The organism is uncultured Maribacter sp. (assembly GCF_963975365.1).
Lineage (GTDB): Bacteria > Bacteroidota > Bacteroidia > Flavobacteriales > Flavobacteriaceae > Maribacter.
The window spans coordinates 1-3,752 of record NZ_CAXBGF010000035.1 but is presented as its reverse complement, the minus strand read 5'-3'; the positions used below and the strand labels follow the sequence as shown (position 1 = coordinate 3,752).

At 32.8% G+C, this 3,752-nt stretch carries 4 protein-coding genes; all 4 read left to right on the top strand.

Annotated elements, in window-relative coordinates:
* Positions 1-67 precede the first annotated feature (67 nt).
* A complete protein-coding gene (locus AACZ49_RS18775) occupies positions 68-721 on the top strand; it encodes an alpha/beta hydrolase (RefSeq protein ID WP_339657862.1) in 654 nt (217 codons plus the stop codon).
* Complete coding sequence (locus AACZ49_RS18770; protein WP_339657861.1) at positions 699-1,484, top strand: SDR family oxidoreductase; 786 nt, start codon at positions 699-701, stop codon at positions 1,482-1,484. The genes AACZ49_RS18775 and AACZ49_RS18770 overlap by 23 nt, the downstream gene beginning before the upstream one ends.
* Positions 1,485-1,752: 268 nt before the next feature.
* Positions 1,753-2,598, top strand: coding sequence for a tetratricopeptide repeat protein (locus tag AACZ49_RS18765; protein ID WP_339657860.1), 846 nt, complete (start codon positions 1,753-1,755; stop codon positions 2,596-2,598).
* Between the two features lie 150 nt (positions 2,599-2,748).
* Entirely contained in the window at positions 2,749-3,522 is a 774-nt protein-coding gene (locus AACZ49_RS18760; protein ID WP_339657859.1) for a hypothetical protein, read from the top strand.
* Positions 3,523-3,752: the final 230 nt, after the last annotated feature.

Below are 3,752 nucleotides of genomic sequence, written 5' to 3'. Positions count from 1 at the left end.
GTTGTTGGTTGTTGGTTGTTGGTTGTTGGTTGTTGGTTGTTGGTTGTTGGTTGTTAAAATCTAAAAAATGAAAATTCTCGCGATTAGTGGCCTCGGTGCAGATGAAAGAATTTTCAATTACTTAACCCTAGATCATGAAATTGTTCCTATAAAATGGATCGCACCATCAAAAAAGGAAACAATTATAGCATACTCCAAAAGGTTGATACAAGAATACAACATATTAAAAGAGAATGATTATGCTATTCTTGGGGTTAGTTTTGGTGGTCTTATAGCGGTTGAAATCAGTAAAATAGTAAAGCCAAAATGGACAATATTAATATCATCGGTTGAAACTAGAAGTGAGTTACCTAGTATCATTAAACTAATAGGAAAATCTAAATTACTTAATTTGATTCCTAAAGAAATATTAAAACCTTCCATTTTCTTTGCTCAATTTATGTTTGGCACAAATAAAAAGAAACTTTTAAAAACTATATTAAAAGATACAGATTTGACTTTCAACAAATGGGCGCTTAAAGAACTGACCAATTGGAAAAACGAAACTCAATTACCTAATTTAATAAAAATAGGAGGTTTTAACGATAAATTACTACCACCGAAAGGAACCAATACTATTTTAATTGAGCACGGTGCACATTTTATGATAGTTGATAAAGCGGTAGAAATTAGCAACCTAATAAATAAAAAACTAAAAAATGAACATATCCTTAAAAAATAAAAAAGCATTGGTTGGTGGCAGTAGCGGTGGTATCGGCAAAGCTATTGCGCAACAGTTGGCAGCAAGTGGCGCAAGTGTAACCCTTATGTCACATAGCGAAGAAAAACTACAGCGAATTGTAGCCGAGCTATCGAAAGACCACGGGCAACAGCATCAATATATAGTAGTCGATTTTAATGATTTTCAGGGATATCGTAACATTATAACCGATTATTTCGAACATAACTCCGTTGATATTTTGGTGAACAATACCCAAGGTCCGGCAGCAGGTAGCGCTCTCGAAAAAAATGTAAGCGATTATCAAGAAGCGTTCGATCTACTCTTTAAAACCGTTGTTTTTACGACAGAATTGGCTCTAAAGTCAATGATTCAAAAAAATTGGGGTAGAATTATTAATGTAGCATCAGTTTCGGTAAAAGAGCCACTTTCATACTTAGCATTATCTAACTCAATACGTGCTGCAGTAGTGACATGGGGAAAATCGTTGGCGACAGATGTCGGCAAACACAATATCACAGTGAATAATGTTCTTACCGGTTATTTCGATACCGACCGCATTGGGCAACTCAATGCAAAAAAAGCCGAGCAGTTAGGTATAGAACAAAGTGATGTTAGAAAAGAAATGGAATCGAGAGTGGCGTTACAGCGTATAGGAGACCCAAAAGAATATGGCTTCTTAGCAGCTTTTTTAGCCTCTGATAATGCGGCGTATATTACAGGGACAAACATACCTATTGATGGCGGACTCTTAAAGTCGCTTTGATCACACAATTAAATTATACGTAGTGATTTTATCGGTCTAGCATGTAATTAAGTCCTAGATTTTAAACGTTTACAACCGCATATTATACGAATAATATATCAGTACCCTACTGTAAAGCTTAACCTTATCCATATTTTACCTAAATTGGGTCTAAAATAGATATATGTGTAATTCTACACATATACATACGTTAGGCACAAGCTGAAAAATGAAACGCACAATAATATTTATAGTTTTAATTTTAAACATTTTTAGTGTTAAAGCACAAATGGAAAACACATATTTTACTTGGGAACAATATTCAGAAAATTGGCGAACCGAATTAATAAACGCAGTTGAACTTTATGAAAATATAGAAAAAGGGAAATTCCCTGAATTCGGACTTAATTATTTGGATTTTACTTTCAAAAGCGACAAAAAAGAAAATTTGGAAAATCTATCAAATGGACTATCTGAAATCTTCAATTGCTCATCTTTAAAAATAGAAAAAAGCAATGGAATTTATGAACTGAATGGAAATACAGAAAAATTCCCAATAACAAAAGATAATATTATATTTTGGGAACTAACGTTTTATAAAGAAGGTTACCAATTTGATTCAAAACTTGCAGGTTATGGAGCTTATTCCGAAAATGACAAGGTTGAATTTCTTGATTATTCAGCAGAAAAGGAAAATGTTTACTATAAAAAAGCAGTTGAACTTTATGAAAACCAAAACTTATTTGGAGCAATCGTAAATTGGAATAATACGATTAAAGTTAATCCAAAAGATTACTATTCATATTACGATTTAGGATTTGCGAAAAACGAATTAAATATGTTTAAAGACGCAATGAAAGATTTAGATAAATGTATTGAAATTAATCCTAAATTTTATGGCGGAATTGTTGCGAGAGGAACTTTGAGCGATGAAAATGGAGAATTTGAATTGGCAATTGAATACTATAACAGAGCAATTGAATTAGAACCAGAAAATCCGCAAGCCTATTTTAATAAAGGAAACACATATTTTAATAAAAAAGAATTGAAAAAAGCTTGTGAACTTTGGACAAAAGCAAAAGAATTTGGAGCTGAATACGCTCAAGAAAGAATAGATAAAGAATGTGAAAAATAAAAGCCAGTGCCTAACACCGTATAAAATTAATGGCTAGTTTTTGCCTACTTACGAAAATCCTCGCGGATTTTCTATCTGGTGTTTATTTGCTAAATTAGGTGCTTAAATACGCCACTAATCTTATACAACAACGTTGCCAGTAATTAGAAAATGAAGAACGTAATAGATAAATTAAAGGAATTTAGTGAGCAAATTGACCTCAAAGAAAGGTTCGATTTCAACTTTGATATTACCGATAAAATTTTCAGTTCTATTGAAAGTGAACAACTTTCGACTGACAAAAATCCTTTTGACCAAAACGTGAGATTAAAATGGATTTTAAGCGAAAAATATAAAACAAAGACGGAGCAAAACTATCTCGACTTTTGGATAGTAAATAATTGGGGCGGAATTAGAGGATTTAAACCAGTCGAACGGAATATTGAAAAAGTTCAGAGGTTTAAAAAGCAATTATCTAAACGAAAATTATCTTTAGACTGTTTTAGTACAATTTCTTCACTTTCTAAAATATCTTCTTTTATTGACCCTGAAAATTTCGTGATTTATGACTCAAGAGTAATTTATACTTTGAACTGGCTGATTTTGACCTGTGAAAATCAAGATGGATTTAAGAAAAAGTATTTTCCAATGCCAAGTGGACGAAATAAAATAATTGCTGACTTTGATATGAATACGATTGTGAATATTTCTCACATTTCAGAATATAGTCAAGGCGAAGACTTATACATTACACAGCAAAAAGCATATTTTGAGTTCTGCGACTTTATTAAAACAAATACAAAATTGATTTACGGGGAAGATTCTAAACCATATGAACTTGAAATGCTTTTGTTCACCTTGGCGGACAAAGAAATATTTAAGAATTTAAAAGAAAAAATAAAAATAACTACTGGCAACAAGGGTAACCGTGGCACAAGCCCCTAATCATCAATAAACGGGTCATTATAAGCCTCTTCAAGAGTCTTTTTTCTTTCCGTATCAGTATTGAAAGGTCAATTTTCGAAGCTTTACAGATGGGCCAAATAGAAATTGGGCGGTACTTTTCACCAATGCTGCCAAATCAAGCTGTCCCGCCCCGCTTTTTACCCGTTTTTGTTCGAATTTCAGGTACTTTTTCAGGTTGTAGGCGATGGCCGAGAGGTGCATCACCTTGT